This window comes from Elusimicrobiota bacterium (assembly GCA_016706425.1).
Taxonomy (GTDB): Bacteria; Elusimicrobiota; Elusimicrobia; order FEN-1173; family FEN-1173; genus JADJJR01.
The window spans coordinates 728,337-746,266 of the sequence record JADJJR010000001.1; the positions used below are offsets into that span (position 1 = coordinate 728,337).

The window sequence follows — 17,930 nt, forward strand, 5'->3', positions numbered from 1 at the left end:
ATTAGTAAGAGGTCACGAGAAAAGTCACCCCATCGAGGTAATGCGGCCATGATACTGTTCCCCAACGGCAAGTGCCCCAAATGCGCCGGGGTCGTCTCTTTCACGGACGTTCTCAGCATCGTCACCCCCTTCCAATGCATTTATTGTGCCTGTTGCGGGGCGATGATTTTCCTCAAAAGGAAATGGCGTTTGACCTTGATTGCCTTCGGGTTGTCGGTCGTGGTCCTTTTTACGGGACTTACGCTGGTCCTGTACGCCGGCTGGAGCCAATTTACCGCCTACATGGCCGCGGCTCTCTTTTTGATCTTAATGGAGTGGGTGACCACTGTCCACATTATCCGCCACCAGGGACTGGTGGTTCGGCGGGAAAGCTAGTTGTTTCGGGATTGGAGCCAGGCGACGTAGTCGGCGACGCCGGCCTCGGGGGTGTGCGCGGCTTTCCAGCCCAAAACAGTGGACGACCGCGTGGTGTCGGCTTGGGTGGCGTCCTGGTAGAACCCGTAGGGGTTGTCGAAATATTCCGTCGCTAATTGGCGGTTAAACGCTTTGTTGATCCACCCGATCACTTCGTTAAACGTCGTCCCCCGGCCCGTCCCGACGTTGAAGACGCCGTTGTCGGGGTGTTGATAAGACGCCTCATTGGCCGCCACCACGTCCTTCACGTAAATAAAATCCCTGTACTGTTCGCCCCATTTGAAGACCCGGGGGCCTTTGCCCGATGCGATTTGCCGGTACAACTGGTAGACCATGCTGGCGGCGGATTGTTTGTGAAATTCCAAAGGGCCGTAAACATTGAAATACCGCAACCCCACGGCTTTGACCGCGGGGTGGGCGTCCGTGAAGCGGCGGGCGGCCACTTCCATTTCCGCTTTGCTCACGCCGTAAATGTTGGCCGGTTGAGGGGGGGTGTCCTCGCGGTGGGGGGGGGGGCCTTTGCCGTAGGTCGCCGCGCTCGAGGCGTAGACCACCTTGGGACAACCCGAAATCCGGGCGAATTCCAAGAGCCGGACGAACGCCTCGACGTTGACGGATCGCATGAGCTTTTCGTCCATCACCGTCGTGTCGGTGATGGCCGCCTGGTGGAAGATCCCGTCCAACCGGCCCAGGGGGGCGTAATCGAAATCGCGGATGTCGCCGGCGTGCACGACCCCGCGGAACGCCGCCAGATTGTCGCGCGTGCCAACCGCGAAGTGGTCCAACGCGTGGACCTCGTGCCCCTGGGCCTCCAGGTGGAGGGCCAAGTTGGCGCCGATCAAGCCGCCCGCGCCGGTGACCAAAAAACGTTTTTTCATAGGGAGGAATTCTACAAAGGAAATTGACAGGGAGCCAAGGGAATTCCATAATAGCCTCCCATCGCACCATCGGATTCATTTCTCATCCCCACGGAGGTCTTTCATGTTGTTGGACGCGAAGAACAAGGTATTGGGATTGGCTCTTTTGTCGTTGTTGGCGGCCTGCGCGAAGCCGCCCAAGATGGAAATGGCGGACGCCGAGAACGCTTTGAACGCCGCCGAGCAGGCCGGCGCCGCGGAGTACGCCGATGTGGAATTCGCCGCCGCGCGGGAGGCCTTCGCCGACGCCCAGGCCAAAATCGAAGCCAAGAATTACAAGGCCGCGCGGGAGGCCGCGATCCTGTCCCGGACCAAAGCCGAGGAAGCCGCCGCCGCCGTGACGGCCGGCAAGGAAGCGGCCAAAGAGCAATCCGGCCAACTGATTGTGAGCGTCGAGGAAAAGCTGAAGACCATCAAGGAAAGCGCCGCGAAGGTGAAAGGGGCGGCGGCCAAGGACATCAACGACGCCCTCAAATCGTTCGACGACGCTTGGACCACCGTGAAAGAAGACAATTTGAAGGAAAACTTCGCGAACGTCGCGCGGCGATCCGAGGAATTCACGACCCGCGTCGATGAGCTCGCCGCGACGGTGGCCGAAAAGGCCAAGGCCGCTCTGGCCGCCGTGAAAAAGAAGCGGTAGGGTTTCCTCGCCCCCATGAAAAAGAGCGCCATCGTTTTCCTCGCGGGGGTTTGGGCGGCGAGCGCCCCGGTGGTCGCCGCCGTTCCGGCCACGTTGGCCGCCGCGGAGGACGCCCTGGCCCGGGGGGATCACCGGACGGCGGAGCGGGCCGCCCGGGCGGCCTTGAAAGCCCAGGGGCCTTCCGCACCGGCCTATGTCGTTTTGGGCGAAGCGGCCCTGAATCGCGGACGACGAGCCCGGGCCCGGGGCTATTTCCGACGCGCCCTCAAGAGGGACGGCCGCTGTGCCCCCGCCTATTGGGGATTGGGCCGCCTGCAGGAAAAACGCGGCCGGCTGGACGAGGCCGCGAACGAATACCGGGCCGCGGTTTTGGCGGACCCGTCGCATACCGCCGCGACGGAGGCCTTGGCCCGCTTGAAAGACCAGACGGTTTCTTCGGAATGAAAGGGGTCCTCACACCGCGCGGGTGGTGGAATTGGCAGACACGTAAGCCTCAGGAGCTTATGGCCGCAAGGCTGTGCAGGTTCAAATCCTGTCCCGCGCAGTGTGAGGATCCCCTCCGAACGTGACGACCGTCGCCCGCAACCGGCGGGCGCACCACAAATACGCCATTCTGGAAACGTTTGACGGCGGCCTCGCGCTGACGGGGCCGGAAGTCAAATCGGTCCGCGCCGGAGAGCTTCATCTGGAGGACGGGTTCGGTCGTGTGGAGAACGGCGAGATCTTCCTTTGGAACGTGCACATCAACCCGTACCGGGCGGGTTCCCTGCACGTGACCCAGGAACCCACGCGCAAGCGGAAGATCCTCCTCCACAAAACCGAGATCGGACGGATCTTGGGGAAGTTGACGACCAAAGGCTTGACCCTGGTGCCGTTGGAAGTCTATTTTTCAAAAACGGGTTTCGCGAAGGTGAAGCTCGGCCTCGCCAAGGGGAAAAACGCCCCGGACCAACGCGAGGACCTCAAGCGAAAGGACCTGTCGCGGGAAATGCGGCGGCAGTTTTCGGGGAAACACCGGGTTTAATTTTTGGGGCATCCCGCGGAGGGATGGGAGAGCGGGCGCCGTGTGCCAGTGGCACACGTTTGGCGCGGGTCGACAGACCCCGGGTTTGCCTCCTGGCCCGACATTTTCGGGCCGAGGCAAACAATCCGCCGCACGTTATTAGCGTGCCAATTTTTGGAGGGATGGGAGAGCGGTTGAATCCGCCGCACTCGAAATGCGGTAGGGGCGCAAGCTCCTCGTGAGTTCAAATCTCACTCCCTCCGCCATATGTGAAACCCCCCTCGGGGGAAGAAAGGCCCAACGGCGAATCGTCGTTGGGCCTTTCGCTTGTACGGGCGGAGTCGTCCGACAGCGTCCGAGTCGTCGTCCCCGGTCGAAATCCAACCCTCAAAGCGGTCGAATTCTTTCTATTTCCCGCGCTCCGCGCGGCGGTGGCGGAGTCCAACACCATCGGACTTTTACCGTCGAGCGGACGGGCGGAGTCCCCGTCCCGCCCGGTCGTCCTCCCCGCGTCAACCTCCGGGGCGGGACCGTCCACAACGAAGTCCACACCGATGCTCTTTTTCGAATAGCGGACCCTTTCGATCCACTTCCGAACCAAAAGGGATTTCTCGATTCCGGTTGTGCGCGCACATGCCTTTACAAATGCTTTGAGGTTTTTTTGGAGCAATTCGGGGGTAAAGTTGTAAACATCTGGTAGCGGTTCAACACCACTCCCCCTGGGGCGAGTGGTTTGATTTTGATGGGAATTCACCAAGTTTTTCAAATATTCGGTGTCCTCCGAAATCCGTAGGAGGTTGGAATAGACCGCGTCATGGAGGCGCTCCGCGCCGATTTGGCGGGTGCCGCAAGCGTCCTTTCCACTGTGTCCCACCTTCGAACATCGGTAATAGTAGTACTTGTGCCCGTTTTTCTTGAGCTTGCTTGAAAACGCCACGCCCATGACGGAACCACATTCCCCGCATTTGATGATCCCGGCGAAAGGAAGGTGGGAATGGGTTTCCGTATGGAAGCGGGGCGATTCGGTCATGAGCTTTTGAACGTGGTTGAACAAGTCCTCCGAAATAAGGGGCGGGTGCTGGCCGGGATGAATTTTCCCCTTATGGACGATCTTCCCGGTGTAGACGTTTTTCCTCAACATTTGCCAAATGGCTGAATCCCCGAAAGGCTTCCCACGGCGGGAGAGAATCCCCTTTTCCTTAAGCATCCGGAGGATCGCCCGGATGGAGCGGGTTTTGACGTAGGTTTCAAAGATTTGTTTGACGATCTGGTCGCGCGGCGGGTCGATGACGAGGGCGGCGTTTTCCGCCTTGTATCCATAAGGAGGTTGGCCGCCATGATAGAGGCCGCGCTTGACCCGCTGGATCACCTTATCTTTCACGCGCTCGGAAGCGAGCTCCCGCTCGAACTGAGCGAAGGTCAGCATGATGTTGCGAAGGAGACGGCCCGAGGGCGTGGAGGTGTCGAACCGCTCCGTCACCGAAATGAAAGAAGCCTGATACTTTTCAAGGAATTCGATCATCTGATAGAAGTCGCGGGGGGAGCGGGTTAGACGGTCGATCTTGTAAGTGATGACAAGCTGGATTTGCCCGGCCCGGATATCATCGATCATCCGTTTGAGGGCCGGGCGGTTCATGTTGGCCCCGGTGAAACCGGGGTCGGAATAGACATTAAAGATTTCAAACCCCTCCTGGCTGGCGATGAAGGAGCGGATGCGGTCCTCTTGGGCCTCGCAAGAATTGAACTCGACCTCGGCTTGGGCGTCGGTGCTTACGCGGGTGTAGATGGCGCAACGGGTGATTTTCCGTTCATTTTCCGTCGGGGTGGTTAAAGCTTGCATAGCGGGCCTCCAATGGTTAGAATCTCAATAGCCTATTATGAACTACATATTAGATAATACTCTAATTTATATTATACCGTCAAGATGAATACCAGCCTTTCGGAAAGCCTTAAGCGGTTGCGGAAGGCCCACGGCCTGACGCAACAAAAGCTCGCCCAAGAGGCGGGCGTCTCGCTGATCGTCGTCACCAAGGTGGAGCAAGGCTTCACCAAAGATCCCGCCATGTCCTCCCTCGTCAAAATCGCCGATGTCCTGGGCGTCTCCATTGACGAACTGATCGGGCGGACCGTTCCCCACAAGTCAAAAAATTAAACCATGACAGCCGCGTCAATGGGCCGCCATGTGGCCCGTTGGCGCGGCTGTTTTAATGGGGCCGTTCTTCAGCCGGGCCGGAAGGCGGGCCGATGAAAGGGGTAAGCGGGCCTCTGGATTTCGGGCGCGAAAAAGGGGTGGCTTAGCGGGCCTTGGGTTTCCGGGCGCGAAAGCTTTTCCCGCTTTTGACCCTGCTTGGGGCTTTGAATCAGCGTGGGTCACACCTTTTTTATTTTCTCCTCTTCCCGACGGGGAGAGGCCGGGAGAGAGGTTCCGGCTGTCCCTTCCCCCCAGACGGGGGAAGGGAGGCAGGGAAGGGGGCTCCTCCTGGGGGTGGGTGTGCGCGCGGTGTTGGAATCGAGAAATCCCTTTTGGTTCGGAAGTGGATCGAAAGGGTCCGCTATTCGAAAAAGAGCATCGGTGTGGACTTCGTTGTGGACGGTCCCGCCCCGGAGGTTGACGCGGGGAGGACGACCGGGCGGGACGGGGACTCCGCCCGTCCGCTCGACGGTAAAAGTCCGATGGTGTTGGACTCCGCCACCGCCGCGCGGAGCGCGGGAAATAGAAAGAATTCGACCGCTTTGAGGGTTGGATTTCGACCGGGGACGACGACTCGGACGCTGTCGGACGACTCCGCCCGTACAAGCGAAAGGCCCAACGACGATTCGCCGTTGGGCCTTTCTTCCCCCGAGGGGGGTTTCACATATGGCGAGATATTTGAAATCCCGCGAAATAAGGCCCGACTTCTCTTCCCAAATATAACACATAGCTACTGGGGAACCTATCGTCAAACCGGGCAATACTACCTCCGCCCTTCTAAATTGTCGGTTGATGATGAACTCACGACCATATAGCGCCCCTTGGGTTGCCGTTCCCCTCGCCCGCGTGCGGGAGAGGGTGCCCGGACGGGGCCGGAGAGGGCGGACGTTTCCCTCGCCCCTTGGGAGAGGGTGGCCGAAGGCCGGGTGAGGGGCCGAATTTTCCGTCGGGAATTCATCCTTCACCTTTCAATAATGAATTTGTGACGGTTATACCCGCCGCCTTCCAGCGCGGGACACACCGCGCCGCGTCGTCTTCGCTGATCACCATGACGAGAAGGGACGGCGTTCCGCGCCTCGCGTTCCCGTCGGTCACATCGCCGCATCGTCGTCACTGGCGAAGTGTGACGAGAGGATGGACAACGCCGCCGCGTCCCGTTGTCCATCCGACATCCCGCCGCGTCGTCGTCCCTGAGTGGCGGCGTCATCGTTGGCGGGGACAGCACCCGCCGCCATGTCACGGCGGGAAGGAATCCACAGCCACACGCCGACATGATCCCGCCGCCCGTCCTCGTCGTCCCGCCGGATGGATGGACACCGCCGCCGGGCTTCGTCTTTGTCCCGGCCGGAGGGATAACGGCCCCGGCTGTCGTCCCCTGGAAAACCGGAAGCCACCGCCGCCGGGAGAAAACCCCCGCCCTGTTTCGTGAATCGGGGACCGGGGATCGTGATCCGGCCGCGTGGGGATGATCCCGCCCGGTGTCGTTTTCCCGACGGATGGACGCCGCCCGCCGCGAAAACCAGAAGAAGCCACCCCCCGGAAAGAAGCGAGTCCCGCGCCCGGAAAGAAAACCCGGGCGCTTGAACATGGCCGGGGAAAAGGCGGGGCGACCGTGGCGCTCCGCCGGAAAACCCCGGCGCTGTGTCGCTGGCGGGGGAAGGGGATCATCGCCCGGGCGCTCGGACAGAAACCCCCGCCCTGTGTCGTCCGGGGGAGAGACGGGGGCGCGGCCCGGCCCGGCACGAGAGACGTGCGCCGGTCCAGGCCGCTCGGTCGTCGCTGACGGTTAAACGTCCGGTCCGGCGGAGTGACGGCACCCGCTCCGGCCTTCGGAGAAAAACCGCACCGGCCGCCGCCACGAAAAACGGGCGGCGTCGGCCGGTGCCCCGCTTCCCTCGCCGCGTCGGCGGCAGAGAACGCCGCCGCCGCACCTCGGCCCGCTGTGCTGGCGGACGGACGCCCGGCGCGCCGCACGAAAAACTTGCGCGGCGCACCTCCTCGGGGCGACTGTTTCGTTTCCGCTCCGGTCTTCGGCCAAACCAAACCACCCCCCCGCAGAGTGTCGCCCTCCCGGACTTGACCCGCCGTCGCCCGGTGCAGGTCACGCCCCCGCCCGCCGTTGGCGGGCCCGCTGTCCGGGCCGGGGGGCCGGGTCGTTGGCCGGTGGCCTTTTGGGGGGGCGCGCGCACATAGGCCTTACCCTTCCTTTTATGATTTCCTTCAAATGGCGTCCGTCGTTGGGGGGCTTGGGCTCACCTCGCGGGAGCCAGGCCCCCCGCCTTTGGACATCCTTTAAAGGCGGTCTTGCGTGGCCATGAGGTTCGGCCGCCAAGTCCGCCGGGTTTTCCCGCCGCCGGGAGAGATTCCCCCTTCCGGCGGCGGGCGCGATTATTCCGACCAACCAACGATTTTGACCTGATGACCATCGATCCATGTTTTCCCATGTCCAGCCGTGGGTTCGATGAGGTAGTCCACCGCGTTTGGCTTCGGACGCACGTCCCGGATGATGACGGAGACTTCCAAGCCTCCTGTCTGAATCATGCCCTCTCGCCCAACTGCCCGCTGCTCGTCGCTCAAAGACATTTTAGCCTCCTCGGTAAAACCCTTATTACATTCCAATTTGGCATATGACATTATGGAAACTATCTTATCAGAACACTATGAAAAAGACTATCTATTCGCGGGAACATAAAGGATTGATCGCCCGGCTTAAGAAGGCACGGGAAGCTGCGGGACTTCAACAACAGGATGTCGCCCGACTGTTGAAGCGTACCCAGTCTTATGTGTCAAAACTCGAATCTGGGCAGCGCCGGGTTGACGTAGTCCAGCTTAAAACGCTGGCAAGAATTTATAAGAAGCCTTTAGAACACTTCATTGGATAAAAGACCTTATTCTCAGGTTATCACATGACCACTACCACCCTTTCCCCCGGACTCAAAGAAGCCTTTGATAAACTAGTTCGAGGAACACCTGAAGACATAAAGGCCTATCTCACAAACATCGAAACATCCCTACCGTTAGCCGGCACAAAGGCCAATATTCATTGCCATACCATCGCACTGGACGGTCAGAAATTCCCCCGGATTAAAGATTTGGCCAAGTTCCTTTCTTTTAAAATCATCGATTATTCCATCCCCAGAAAAGAGATCGATCGTGCGAAAGAACACTTGACCAAGACAGGATCAGCAGCAAAAGTTGCCGAGCTTCAAAAGAAAGCCGCCTCACTTTTCTCTAGCTTGGAGAAAAGTGGGGAGGGTGGTGAGCTGCTCTTGTATCTTCTGGTCGAATATTTTCTTCAACTCCCACAAGTGATGTGTAAGATGCCACTAAAGACAAATTCAGAAGTCCACTACCACGGTATTGATGGCATCCATGCATCCGTGGATAAGGACACAAATAATCTCGCGCTCTATTGGGGGGAATCGAAGCTCTATAAAGACGTGAATGCCGCGATATCTGCCTGCATTTCTAGTATCCAACCTTTCCTTGTTCCGAAAGGAGGCTCGGGCGATCCACGCGAAAGGGACCTTCAGCTCATGCGGGACAACCTGGACCTAAGTGACCCGGCACTTGAGACCGCCCTATTCAAGTATCTTGACCCTGACGATCCTATGTATAAGAAACTTGAGTACCGGGGCGCCTGCCTCATTGGATTCGATCACAAGGCATATCCCAATACTCCGAATTCAAAGACTGAAGAGGTTGTTTGTGCGGAAATAAAAACGGGTCTTGCCGATCAAATTGCCTTTCTAAAAGAGCAAGCAATCTCTGCCTCCCTTGCCTCCTTTTCTCTCGAAGTTTTTTTCGTCCCGTTTCCGTCCGTTCAGGAATTTCGTGACGCCTTTGCTGAGGAGATAGGGACGCGTGAGCCTCCAAGATCGCCTTCTAAATAGCCCGGGCTTCCGTCGTCAAATGCATGCACTGACCCTTGAGTCGGTGCGTGGGAGCTTTGCAAATCTGAAACCCCCAGCCGATGCCCAGCCAGTATCACATGATTGGCAACACTTACTCCTCACAGCAAGCCTAATGGCTCAGGCTCCCAAAGAGCGACCACAAGCGACGGCACTCCGTATCGCTCACCATTGTCTCAACTCCACAACAAATGGAACTAACCACCGCGTGGCCGCAGCAATCGTTTTGGATTTATTGACCAATAGTCCATCTATTAAGCTTGCGATAGAAAAAAACCTCCTAGACGAGGGTTTTATGGAGCGAGTTCCAGCCCCCCTACGCCTTGATGTATTTAAACGGGCCGCCGAATTTTCGGTTTATCGCGGTGACAAAGTAATTCATCTCAATCGGTTTCAAAAAGACGTCCATAATGCCCTTGAGTCGGCAGAATGCGTCAGCATATCAGCGCCAACGTCCGCTGGAAAATCGTTTATCCTCGAAAATCATGTGAGAGAGTATGTAACTGACTCTGGGAAAAAGAACATCGTATTTGTGGTTCCCACCAGGGCACTCATACAACAGGTCGAGACGGACTTACAATCCATTTTCTCTGATTCATCTATTAAACCGATAATCACCTCTGTCCCTCAGCTTCCACCGAACTGGGATCAACAATCGAATATTCTTGTCTACACCCAGGAAAGACTTCAGTGGCTAATGAATGATGCTCCGGACGAGTTTAAACTTGACCTACTCATTATTGACGAAGCACAAAAGGTCGGCGATGGTGCCCGTGGGGTTCTTTTACAGCAAGCGATTGAATTGGCCACTTCAAGATGGACGAGCTGCAAGGTTATATTCTCTAGTCCCATGTCTAGCAATCCAGAAATGTTATTTCGCCACACAGGAAAAACTGGCGTCCGAGTAATTTCAGAATTAGTCACCGTGAATCAAAATCTCATATGGGTCTCGCAGGTTCCCCGTGACCCCAAACAATGGACCGCAGAGCTTTGTGTGCATGATGGAAAGTCATTGCTTGGGACAATTTCGTTAGAACAGCGTCCGACTGACCCTCGGAAAAGGTTGGCCTTTATCGCCCAGGCCATGTCTGACGCCAGTGGCGGAACTTTAATTTATGCTAGTGGACAAGCAGATGCCGAAAAGATGGCAATCTTGCTGGCCAATTCAATTTTAGAAGATGTTATAGACTCGGGAATATCGGACTTAATAGATCTAGTTGCCAAGACCATTCATCCAAAGTATGCGCTAGTAAGCACTCTGGCTCGTGGCGTTGCTTTCCATTACGGCAATATCCCTCTTTTAATTCGCACTGAGATCGAGCGACTATTTAAGGAGGGCAAGATACGATACTTGGTTTGCACATCAACACTCATTGAGGGGGTGAACCTCCCTGCCCGCTCAATATTTGTTCGCCGCCCAACCAAGGGGCCAGGCAGACCTATGAGTGAAATTGATTTCTGGAATATGGCGGGGAGAGCGGGAAGGCTCGGCAAGGAATTCCAGGGAAATATTATCTGTGTTGATCCTGATAACTGGGAAGAACCACCGCCACAAAAACGCGTCCGATACAAAATAGAGAGGACACTGGATAAAGTGACTTCTCAAGCCACATCACTTATAAATTTCATTGACTCCGGAAAGACGATGAAAGGGGGGCCGAGTAAAGCTGAGCTTGAGCATACTCTCGCATACCTCTTCCTTCAACACTCTCGCCATGGGTCTATTAGCAAAGGCCCCTCTGCCCCCGAGTGCGATCTGGCTATCTTGCAACAGATTGACGCCAGCCTAAAATCCGTAAGTGACAAAGTCACTTTGCCGATAGAAATCCTTACTCGCAACCCTGGGGTAAATCCATTGGGTCAACAAAGCCTTCTCAAATACTTTCTGGAATATGACGATCAAGCCACGGAGCTTATCCCCACCCTTCCTGAAAGCGACGATGCTTTTACCTCCTATGTTCGCCTTCTTAACCGCATTTGCACCCACCTGTCTGGGGACCCCACGCAGCTCAGTCCATATTTTGCGGTATTGGCAATTAACTGGATGCGTGGTTATCCGCTGTCAAGAATCATTGCCGACAATATCAAGTATTGGGGAAAGCATCCCGAGAAGAAGAAGACAGTGCCGGTGATTATTCGAGACTCAATGCGTGACGTGGAGGAGTTCGCGAGGTTTAAATTTGTGAAATATTCGGCATGCTATGTTGACATCCTGCGCTTCTATTTCCGAACAACTGGACATGCCGCCCATTTAGGACAAATTCCAGATCTGAATATCTGGCTCGAATTTGGTGCGTCTCAGCAAACCCAGATTTCTCTGATGGGAATAGGCCTCTCTCGTCAAACAGCAATTTCTATTTCTGAGCTTATTCCGCAACATAACATGGATAGGGATGCCGCCATCGCATGGCTCAAACAATTAGATTGTGACAGCCTAGATCTCTCCCCGATCGTCATTGCGGAGTTAAAAAAGGCCCGCAGCGCTTTGTTGTAATGCTCCCCATTAGTCAAGCGGCGACGAAGTGAGAATTGTGGCTACCTATCCCCTTGGAGTCCAAAAAACGGTACGGGCCTCCCGAGATGAGTTGACAGGCCGAAGATCTCCAAGAAAATCTAGAAAATAGCTTGGAAGGACGCATATGAAAAAAATGGGCCATTTTATGGGCCGATCGATTCTCCGCATCCCATACCGGTATATTGGTCCCCGTGTTCCAAATACTTGGCGCCCCCCTTTCCTCTCCGACAGATGGCTATTAACTTTAGGCGCATTTCCTCAGAATTTACTTTCCTTGGTCAATCCCACCGTTGCCTTCAAGATGATATCTCAACTTGCCAATACTGGCGGGCATGACTTCGGCGTTATCTATGATGAAAATGTGGCTGATTGTGTTGAAAACCAGATTGAGAACCACCATCCGATAGGCATACTGATCGTAGACACACATAAAAAAGAGGTTTTTCAGCATCTAGCGAAGATGTTTCGTAAAACCTTTATTACCGCATTTGATGATAATGTGGCTAAAGAACTAAAGGCTGATCCTGTCTGCAATGATAAATTTTTAGATTTCGATCCAATTGTTGTCGCAGATGAAATACGACGACATCTTCCAATGGCCCTAAGAATGTGTGGGGAACTGATGGGGGACCCATTCCCTGATGAAATAATTGCAAGAATGACAGCGCAATCTGAGTTGATTAAACGCGGCGATCAGAAAATGTTTTATGACTTCGCGCCATGCTATCCAAATTACTTAAACATTGCCCAGATAAAGGGGTGGGGCTGGAACGCTACCCATTTACCTAAAAAGGTTGAACATCATCGACGGATTAGGGCGGCGATAAGATCTGTCAAAAAGCTAGACATCAATCATTGGGTTATAAACCAAGAGTCTCCCCCCCTAATCCTGACCTTTCCATTTATTAATCGTCGTGAAGAGTCGATCAAATTGCGGCGCATTCGAAACGAGATCCCTGCCAAAGCCAAGCCAGAAATTTTCAAACTAATGCGTGGCTTTAAAATCGAGCAATCAAAAGACTATCTGTGGTATTTTGACCAAGAGCTAGAATCCATCTCTGGCTTGATTATTCGAGAGAGGAGCAAACATCTTGCATTCCTCGATAACATGCAGTTCCTTCATTCAGGGTTTAGATGTTCTCCCTCTCTCCGGGTTCCGGCCAAAGGAGCCTCAATCTATGACTGTTTGGCCCCTTTTGAACCTCGGGAGTTTCGACGGAATTATTCGCCCAAAGGCGTTTTTGAAAACATTTCAAAGCTTGGTGAGAAATTGGCGGAATCGATCCCATCTGAATACTTGGATATTCTCAGGCAGGCCAAAAGACAGATGGTCGTGATAAGTGATTTGCCAATTGAGTGGTTGATGATTGACGGAGTTCCATTGGGGTTTAAGAATGACGTATGTAGGTTGCCGGAAAATCCAGGCGCCACCGTTATGACTCAGTTCGCAGTAAACAGCCAAGTTTTCTTTTCAATTCCTTCCGAGATTTTAAAAAAGACTCTTGTCGTGTGCCTTTCGCCAGGGGACGATGAAATCTTACGCGCATTTCAGAATATCAAACGGACGCACGAATCCAGTGGTGTGAGGTTTGAAACTTGCAGAAGCATGGAGCATCTCAAGCAGGTGGCAAACGAATCTGATTGGGACCTAATCATTTACTTCTCCCATGGATCATCAAGGAAAGACAGGTCGGACTCCGTTCTCTTAATGGATGGGGTTGAGATATCCGGTCAAGAGATTATTGATAACGGCCTGTCTGCCCCGCTCGTTGTGCTGTTCGCCTGTGAAATGGCCCCACTGTTCGGTTATCTCAACCCCATTCCCCAGGCATTTTTCGAAGCTGGGGCCATGTCCGTGGTAACAACAATTCTTCCGATTTCAATCAATAGTGCCTTTTTGTTATGTAATCGAATACTCATCAATCTTTCGACGGCAGCAAAAACAAAGATCCATCATAATTGGCTAGATTTCGTCAGCCACAACCTCAGAACTTCACTTTTCGAGGACATGATCCATAGAATCCTCGACAGCAATAAGCTTTCCTATTTGATCCCCAAGATGGATTATGAAAAAAAAGCGCCTTGGCTTGGAAAGGCGATGAATCCCCTGACCCGTGTTGCCGCGTATAAGGAACTATCAGAATCGGTCTCCAGATGTTTTCCAGTGGAATCGAGGCCCCGGGTCAAAGATGTGCTGGATAAGAACGAATTCTTACCAGAGGGCCTTTTCTTCAGCATATGGGGAAGAGCTGATCTAATCCCATTTGACTCATGGAGCAACAAGCTCAATATAGAACAGAACTCCGGGTATGATTCATCACAAGTTCGCGAATGATTGTGGCATTGAACCTAGGCGCGTAGGGGACGTTGTCAACTTAGAAACTTATCCCCACCCCTTCACCTCAATTAAATTGACAACGTCCCCTACACCGCTTAGAATCCCACTCCTTGGAGTCCAAAAATAGGGGCGGGCCTCCCGATGATCTGGGAGACCCGCCCTTTTGCCGCTAATCTTCATCAAGTTCTAGGACGGTAATGACTGCCTCCGCATCATCGCCGGGGCCGCAGAGGGCCTTGAGCGTGACGAGCGGCGGCGTGCCTGCCTTGTTATCGTTGCGGACGTGGAGACTGAAGCGGATGTAATCCCCGCCATCGGACTGGCGGATGGCGTGGCGTAACATGAACAGAAGATCAAACAGCCGCCCCTTGGAATCCTGACAGGGGACACCTGCCGGGACCTCGACATACCGATCCCACACCGCCCGAGTGAGCGCGATGGGGAAGCGGAACCGAAGCTCCTTGTATTCCGACGAATCAGACACGTCAACCAAGAACCCATCCTCAATGGCCTGGGCGCGAGTGTATCGGCTGATGACCGGCGCGTCACTGAACAATCCCTGCTTTTGCGTGTGCATGTGTTTCCTCCTTAAGCCGCTTTCCGCGGTGTTTGGGAGAAAAGGAACAACGAGCCTGGGAGGTCCGTCACGCCGGGAGGGGTTGGATCGAAGGAAGGGGACGGGCCTCACCTTAGGCCCCGCACCATCGAGCCCCGGCGCGAAGTGGAGCGAAGCGACCGTAGAGGGTCCGGCCAGGAATAAATGGCCGAAGGCCGTTTCTTTTATGCCTGGGCCGGAGCCCTTGACGTGACCACCTCAGGCCGTTGTTAAACTGAAAAGACACAGGACGGAAAGCGCAATATCAGGATCGACCGGGCTACCGGGCGTCCTCTCCGGGAGTTTCCCCCCCGGAAAGGATTCCCACAAATCGGGAACACGGCCATGACTCCGGCCGTGAAACCTTTAAAGGTCGCGGCTGATTGTGCCTTGGGGCCCACGGGCATGGAGTCCGTGCCTTCTGCGGCGCAATGGGACCCAAGACCCAATCCGAGAGACGGTCCCTTTTCCATCTGGAGGCCGCCGGAGGCGGACCCGAAGGAAAAGCCGCAGTATGAAGCCGCCGGTTTGTGGCGGCCGACGGCCGGGCGGAACCCCGGGCCGTCCTGGGTGAGGGCTCGCAACCGAATTCTGTGGCCGGATCGAGGGTCCCGTGTGCCGGTGGCACACGAATGGGACGCCCGGTTGAAACCGGGCCGGTTCCGACGAGTTTTACCGAGGAGGAACAGCCGCGACCGGGTTTCGCAGGTGATGGGGTGGTGGAAGTATCCCGATATCAGCGCCACCGACGTAAATTTGCGAGAGAAGAGCATTGATGTTACACTTGTGTTATGAAACGTGGTCGCCGTTGGTTCTTTATGTTCGCCTTGAGCCTGTTCCTCTTCGGAATGGTTCAAGACGCTTCGAGTTCCTGCGCATCGGGCGAAGTGACGACCGATGTTTGCCACGCCTGCGTATGCGGGCCTCACATCGTTCCCATGTTGATCGACGGGGACGGCGTTGCGGCCAAGGAATACCCGGCTCACTTTGAGCGGTCCGTTTTTTCTTCGTTCCTCACCGCAAAAGATATTTTTCACCCTCCTAAAACCTCCGTCTAAAACGCGCCTGTAACGGATTTTCCCGGCCCACTGTTTATTTATCGCCGGGGAAAGCCCGTTTTTTAAACAAACCACCAATCAAGGGACAGTCCATCCGTCCCTAAAACCATACGGATTTATTCCCGGCGCATGAAGCGTTTGGGATCGATCCATTGAATGGAGTGAAAAATGAGCAAATCGCTGTTTTTCCTTATTCTCCTGACCCTTTTGTCCCCCGTTCTCGTTCGGGGTTTGGAAGGGCCGGGGGAGGACGGACTGACCTTGTCCGGCGTCATCGCAGAAGTAAAAGAAAAGAACCCGTCATTATCATCGGCCCGGTGGCGCTTGGGCCTGTTGGAGGCGGATGTGGCCGTCAACTCGGCGTTTCCCAATCCGAGTTTGGAAATGGAGAAATCCGCTTCCGGCGATACCGACGGGTATGAGGTGAAAGCCTCTCAGCCCGTGCCGTTGACGCGCAGGGCGGGCACGGCCCGCTCGGCGGCCCTGGCCGAATTTGAGGCGGGGAAATTGGAACTGGAAGCCCTGGAGACTGTGATCCTTGCCGAGGCCCGCAAAGCCTGGTACGCGTTGCGCATTTCCAAAGAACGCCGCCGTTTCGAGGAGACGAACCTTAAATTCTCCATGGACCTCCTCAACAAGATCGAAATGAGGATGCAGACCGGGGAGGCGGGCAACTCGGACTTGGCCCGGTCCAAGGTGGAAGTCACCCGCAGCAGGCTCCACCTTCAGGAAGCGGAGACGATGGTGAGCCGCGCGGCGGGTGAATTGAACAGTCTCATGGGCCGACGGCCGGACGCGACGGTGGCCGTGTCGGAAAACGGCGGTTTCAGCTTGGCACCCGTTCCTCCGACCCTGGAACCGTTGGAACATTACACGGCCCAGGCCCTGACCGCTCGCGCCGAGCCGCGCGCTTTGGCCTTCAGCGAAAAAGCGGCGGACCTGACCGTGAAGCTTGAAAAGGGAAAGCGCTTGCCCGTACCGGAAGTGGGGTTCATACGCGGGGTTGACGGCGGGGAGGGATATTCCAAGCTGTCTTTGGGTTTGGAACTGCCGCTCTGGTACAACAACAAGGGCGAAATTAAAATGGCGCTGGCCCGCAAAGCCTCGCTGGGTTACGAGGGAAAACGCCTGGAACTGGACATCCGGCGGGAGGTCCATGGTGCTTGGCTGGAGATGGGGCTGGCGCAAAAGCGTCTGGCCGCCGCGCGGGAAACCGTGTTCATGCTCAACGACCTCCGACGAACGGCGGCGCAGGAATATCTGTCCGGGAAAATCGGCCTGACGTCCTTTTACGAAACCAATCGGGTGTTCCTTGAGGAAAACATCAGCTATCTGGACGCATTAAAAGAATTCTATGAGAGGACCGCGCAGTTGGATGCCGTGGTCAATAAAGGAGACGAGAAATGAAAACGTTCATCCATGTTTTGATGTCTGCGGCCTTCATCGGCCTTGTGGGTTGCGGCGGCGGAACCTCCGGCGCATCGGAGGAGCACGCCGCCGAAGCGGGAGAAAGCGGCTCGCACAACGCGGGAACCATCGAGGTGTCCGTCGAGGCGCAGAAGGAGGGCGGCATCATGACGGAAACGGTGAAACAATCCTCCGTGCCGGAAACCTTCCAGGCCATGGGCCGCGTCCTTCAGGACGCGCAAAAGCCCCACCACGTGACGGCCGGCGGACCCGGCCGGATTGAAACCCTCGCCGTTTCCCTGGGGCAGGCGGTGAACCCGGGCGACGTGCTGGCGGCCATCAAATCCCCCGCCGGGGGCCTGTCGAACGTGACCGCCCCTCACAAGGGCATCGTGACGGCGTTGCACGTCGGCGAAGGGGACTCTGTCGACGAAATGACGTTCCTTTTCACGTTGACCGACGTGGACCCGCTTTGGGGAGTGTTGGACATTCCCGAGCGAAGCCTTGGACAGGTGCGGCCGGGGCAAAAGGTTGAAATACGGACCACGGCCTATCCGCGTGAAGTGTTCAAAGGGAAGGTCGCCTTTATTTCCCCCGAAATCGATACGGTCAGCCGCACGGTCAAAACGCGGGTGGCGATCGAGAACCCCGCCGGGCTCATGAAGTTCGGCATGTTCATCGACGCCGCCGTGCACACCGGCGGGCATTTTCAAGGGGCCTCGGTTCGCGCCGACGCCGTGCAGAACGGCCCCACCGGGCCTTTTGTTTTCGTCAAGACGGGAGAGTCTTCGTTCGTTCCGAGGCCTGTTGAAATCGGCCGGGAGAAAGACGGCTTGGTGGAGATACTCAAGGGCGTCGCCCCCGGGGACAGCGTGGCGGTGGAAGGGTCCTTCCTGTTGAAATCGGAAATGATGAAGGAGCAGATGGGGGAGGGACATTGA

At 55.9% G+C, this 17,930-nt stretch carries 18 protein-coding genes and 2 tRNA genes; 14 read left to right on the plus strand and 6 right to left on the minus strand.

Going from position 1 to position 17,930, the window contains the following annotated elements; all coding sequences use genetic code 11:
- Positions 1-48: 48 nt before the first annotated feature.
- Complete coding sequence (locus IPI56_03000) at positions 49-375, plus strand: hypothetical protein (protein ID MBK7544711.1); 327 nt, start codon at positions 49-51, stop codon at positions 373-375.
- Here the strand turns inward: IPI56_03000 and IPI56_03005 are convergent.
- Positions 372-1,292, minus strand: coding sequence for an NAD-dependent epimerase/dehydratase family protein (locus tag IPI56_03005; protein MBK7544712.1), 921 nt, complete (start codon positions 1,290-1,292; stop codon positions 372-374). The genes IPI56_03000 and IPI56_03005 overlap by 4 nt on opposite strands.
- Positions 1,293-1,395: 103 nt before the next feature.
- Here IPI56_03005 and IPI56_03010 point away from each other — a divergent pair, with 103 nt between their 5' ends.
- The 5 genes from IPI56_03010 (at position 1,396) to IPI56_03030 (ending at position 3,240) form a co-directional block, all read left to right on the plus strand.
- Positions 1,396-1,971, plus strand: coding sequence for a DUF4398 domain-containing protein (locus tag IPI56_03010; GenBank protein MBK7544713.1), 576 nt, complete (start codon positions 1,396-1,398; stop codon positions 1,969-1,971).
- A 15-nt stretch (positions 1,972-1,986) separates the two neighbouring features.
- Positions 1,987-2,415, plus strand: coding sequence for a tetratricopeptide repeat protein (locus tag IPI56_03015; protein MBK7544714.1), 429 nt, complete (start codon positions 1,987-1,989; stop codon positions 2,413-2,415).
- 16 nt (positions 2,416-2,431) lie between these two features.
- Positions 2,432-2,515, plus strand: a tRNA-Leu gene (locus tag IPI56_03020).
- A 21-nt stretch (positions 2,516-2,536) separates the two neighbouring features.
- The gene (gene smpB, locus IPI56_03025) at positions 2,537-2,995 is read left to right on the plus strand and encodes an SsrA-binding protein SmpB (protein ID MBK7544715.1); all 459 of its coding nucleotides are present in this window, start codon (positions 2,537-2,539) and stop codon (positions 2,993-2,995) included.
- 155 nt (positions 2,996-3,150) lie between these two features.
- Positions 3,151-3,240, plus strand: a tRNA-Ser gene (locus IPI56_03030).
- On the opposite strand, the gene IPI56_03035 is transcribed toward IPI56_03030, so the two are convergent.
- Positions 3,219-4,814, minus strand: coding sequence for a recombinase family protein (locus tag IPI56_03035; GenBank protein ID MBK7544716.1), 1,596 nt, complete (start codon positions 4,812-4,814; stop codon positions 3,219-3,221). The genes IPI56_03030 and IPI56_03035 overlap by 22 nt on opposite strands.
- 84 nt (positions 4,815-4,898) lie before the next feature.
- Between IPI56_03035 and IPI56_03040 the strand changes: the two genes are divergently transcribed.
- Positions 4,899-5,126 (plus strand): helix-turn-helix transcriptional regulator, encoded by a 228-nt coding sequence (locus tag IPI56_03040; protein MBK7544717.1) that lies wholly within the window; start codon positions 4,899-4,901, stop codon positions 5,124-5,126.
- Between the two features lie 400 nt (positions 5,127-5,526).
- Here the strand turns inward: IPI56_03040 and IPI56_03045 are convergent, their stop codons facing one another.
- The 3 genes from IPI56_03045 to IPI56_03055 all read right to left on the minus strand — a co-directional run bounded on the left by IPI56_03045 (position 5,527) and on the right by IPI56_03055 (position 7,706).
- Positions 5,527-5,829, minus strand: a complete 303-nt coding sequence (locus IPI56_03045; GenBank protein ID MBK7544718.1) for a hypothetical protein — start codon at positions 5,827-5,829, stop codon at positions 5,527-5,529.
- 427 nt (positions 5,830-6,256) lie between these two features.
- Positions 6,257-6,559 carry a hypothetical protein gene (locus IPI56_03050; GenBank protein MBK7544719.1) on the minus strand — a complete coding sequence of 101 codons (303 nt, stop codon included), beginning with the start codon at positions 6,557-6,559 and terminating at the stop codon, positions 6,257-6,259.
- Between the two features lie 994 nt (positions 6,560-7,553).
- Complete coding sequence (locus tag IPI56_03055) at positions 7,554-7,706, minus strand: hypothetical protein (protein MBK7544720.1); 153 nt, start codon at positions 7,704-7,706, stop codon at positions 7,554-7,556.
- 119 nt (positions 7,707-7,825) lie between these two features.
- On the opposite strand from IPI56_03055, the gene IPI56_03060 reads away from it, so the two are divergent.
- From IPI56_03060 to IPI56_03075, 4 genes are all read left to right on the plus strand, one after another.
- Entirely contained in the window at positions 7,826-8,047 is a 222-nt protein-coding gene (locus IPI56_03060) for a helix-turn-helix transcriptional regulator (GenBank protein MBK7544721.1), read from the plus strand.
- Between the two features lie 24 nt (positions 8,048-8,071).
- Positions 8,072-9,058 (plus strand): DUF1837 domain-containing protein, encoded by a 987-nt coding sequence (locus IPI56_03065; protein MBK7544722.1) that lies wholly within the window; start codon positions 8,072-8,074, stop codon positions 9,056-9,058.
- Positions 9,030-11,570, plus strand: coding sequence for a DEAD/DEAH box helicase (locus IPI56_03070; protein MBK7544723.1), 2,541 nt, complete (start codon positions 9,030-9,032; stop codon positions 11,568-11,570). The genes IPI56_03065 and IPI56_03070 overlap by 29 nt, the downstream gene beginning before the upstream one ends.
- Before the next feature lie 145 nt (positions 11,571-11,715).
- Positions 11,716-13,926 (plus strand): CHAT domain-containing protein, encoded by a 2,211-nt coding sequence (locus tag IPI56_03075; protein ID MBK7544724.1) that lies wholly within the window; start codon positions 11,716-11,718, stop codon positions 13,924-13,926.
- Positions 13,927-14,098: 172 nt separating this feature from the next.
- Here the strand turns inward: IPI56_03075 and IPI56_03080 are convergent, their stop codons facing one another.
- On the minus strand, positions 14,099-14,506 hold the full coding sequence (locus tag IPI56_03080) for a hypothetical protein (GenBank protein MBK7544725.1): 408 nt from the start codon (positions 14,504-14,506) through the stop codon (positions 14,099-14,101).
- Positions 14,507-15,315: 809 nt separating this feature from the next.
- On the opposite strand from IPI56_03080, the gene IPI56_03085 reads away from it, so the two are divergent.
- From IPI56_03085 to IPI56_03095, 3 genes are all read left to right on the plus strand, one after another.
- On the plus strand, positions 15,316-15,582 hold the full coding sequence (locus tag IPI56_03085) for a hypothetical protein (protein MBK7544726.1): 267 nt from the start codon (positions 15,316-15,318) through the stop codon (positions 15,580-15,582).
- 168 nt (positions 15,583-15,750) lie between these two features.
- On the plus strand, positions 15,751-16,989 hold the full coding sequence (locus IPI56_03090; protein MBK7544727.1) for a TolC family protein: 1,239 nt from the start codon (positions 15,751-15,753) through the stop codon (positions 16,987-16,989).
- Positions 16,986-17,930, plus strand: a complete 945-nt coding sequence (locus IPI56_03095; GenBank protein ID MBK7544728.1) for an efflux RND transporter periplasmic adaptor subunit — start codon at positions 16,986-16,988, stop codon at positions 17,928-17,930. Before IPI56_03090 ends, IPI56_03095 begins: the two co-directional genes overlap by 4 nt.

Excerpts from the sequence above, each read along its gene's own strand:
- IPI56_03010 (MBK7544713.1), top strand. The coding sequence starts at position 1,396 with ATGTTGTTGGACGCGAAGAACAAGGTATTGGGATTGGCTCTTTTGTCG.
- IPI56_03055 (MBK7544720.1), bottom strand. The coding sequence starts at position 7,706 with ATGATTCAGACAGGAGGCTTGGAAGTCTCCGTCATCATCCGGGACGTG.
- IPI56_03060 (MBK7544721.1), top strand. The coding sequence starts at position 7,826 with ATGAAAAAGACTATCTATTCGCGGGAACATAAAGGATTGATCGCCCGG.
- IPI56_03080 (MBK7544725.1), bottom strand. The coding sequence starts at position 14,506 with ATGCACACGCAAAAGCAGGGATTGTTCAGTGACGCGCCGGTCATCAGC.
- IPI56_03035 (MBK7544716.1), bottom strand. The coding sequence starts at position 4,814 with ATGCAAGCTTTAACCACCCCGACGGAAAATGAACGGAAAATCACCCGT.
- IPI56_03065 (MBK7544722.1), top strand. The coding sequence starts at position 8,072 with ATGACCACTACCACCCTTTCCCCCGGACTCAAAGAAGCCTTTGATAAA.
- IPI56_03085 (MBK7544726.1), top strand. The coding sequence starts at position 15,316 with ATGAAACGTGGTCGCCGTTGGTTCTTTATGTTCGCCTTGAGCCTGTTC.
- IPI56_03090 (MBK7544727.1), top strand. The coding sequence starts at position 15,751 with ATGAGCAAATCGCTGTTTTTCCTTATTCTCCTGACCCTTTTGTCCCCC.
- IPI56_03015 (MBK7544714.1), top strand. The coding sequence starts at position 1,987 with ATGAAAAAGAGCGCCATCGTTTTCCTCGCGGGGGTTTGGGCGGCGAGC.
- IPI56_03005 (MBK7544712.1), bottom strand. The coding sequence starts at position 1,292 with ATGAAAAAACGTTTTTTGGTCACCGGCGCGGGCGGCTTGATCGGCGCC.
- IPI56_03075 (MBK7544724.1), top strand. The coding sequence starts at position 11,716 with ATGAAAAAAATGGGCCATTTTATGGGCCGATCGATTCTCCGCATCCCA.
- IPI56_03095 (MBK7544728.1), top strand. The coding sequence starts at position 16,986 with ATGAAAACGTTCATCCATGTTTTGATGTCTGCGGCCTTCATCGGCCTT.
- IPI56_03040 (MBK7544717.1), top strand. The coding sequence starts at position 4,899 with ATGAATACCAGCCTTTCGGAAAGCCTTAAGCGGTTGCGGAAGGCCCAC.
- IPI56_03000 (MBK7544711.1), top strand. The coding sequence starts at position 49 with ATGATACTGTTCCCCAACGGCAAGTGCCCCAAATGCGCCGGGGTCGTC.